The sequence below is a fragment of the Roseibium sp. RKSG952 genome, from assembly GCF_009711355.1.
On the sequence record NZ_SMMF01000464.1, the window covers coordinates 1 to 1,146 of the forward strand.

Annotated in this window: 1 protein-coding gene; it reads left to right on the top strand. The window is 62.5% G+C overall.

Annotated elements, in window-relative coordinates:
* On the top strand, positions 1–1,146 hold a 1,146-nt coding region (locus E1297_RS01585), incomplete at both ends, for an AMP-binding protein (RefSeq protein WP_155133046.1).

Below are 1,146 nucleotides of genomic sequence, written 5' to 3' on the forward strand. Positions count from 1 at the left end.
TTCGACCGTTCGACGGCAGAACGGCTTTCTGCGATGTTCGTGCGTTTGCTTGAGGCTGTTTCTGAAGCGCCGGAAACACGGTTGATTGATCTTCCACTGCTGGATAAAGCCGAGGAAGCCGTCCTGCTTGGCGATTTCAACGCAACCGCAGAGGACTTCGCGCTGGACCAGACGGTGGTGGATCTGTTCGCAGGGCAAGTCAAAGCCAGCCCGGGTGCGATTGCCGTCGTGGACGGGGAGGGGCAGCTCACCTACGCCGAGGTCGATGCGGCGTCGAACCGTTTGGCCCGCCATCTGATGGCGCGGGGCGTCGGACCGGAAAGTGTTGTGGGCGTGTGCCTGGACCGCTCGACCGCGCTGATGACTGCATTGCTTGCAATTTTCAAGGCTGGCGGCGCCTATCTGCCGCTGGATCCGGCCTATCCCGAAGAACGCCTCGCCTTCATTGTGGAGGATGCCGGGGTTGAGGTCGTCGTGACGAACGCCGAACTTTCCGGCGGTCACCGGGGTCTTGCCGGCAAAGGTCTGATGCTGGACACCGCCGAAACACAACGGGCGCTTGCCCGGTGTTCCGGCACCGCAGTCACCGATGCCGAGCGGTCCGCACCGCTCACGCCACTTACGCTGGCCTATATCCTTTACACATCCGGTTCGACCGGCAAGCCCAAGGGTGTGATGGTCGGTCACCGGGAGCTCACCAACCGTCTCTCGTGGATGCAGGAAGATGTACCGATCGGGCCCGGAGACGTGGTCCTGCAAAAAACACCCTACACATTCGACGTGTCGGTGTGGGAATTTTTCTGGTGGGCGTGTCATGGTGCGCAGCTTGTCATGCTTGCGCCCGGTGCACACCGGGATGCGGGCGCTGTGGCCGAGGCGATGGAACGCCACGGCGTAACCGCACTGCACTTCGTGCCAAGCCTTTTCGACACCTATCTAGACTTGCTGGAAGCAGGCGAAGGGCTTGGCAGCCTGCCGCACCTTCGCGCGGTGTTCACCAGCGGGGAAGCCTTGTCGGCGCGGGCGGTCGAGCGGTTTCACAAGGTTGCCAGGACGGAATGGGCTGGCACCGTCCTGCGCAATCTCTATGGTCCGACCGAGGCGGCGGTGGATGTGACCGCGTATGGCACGCAAGGTGGTGAAGAC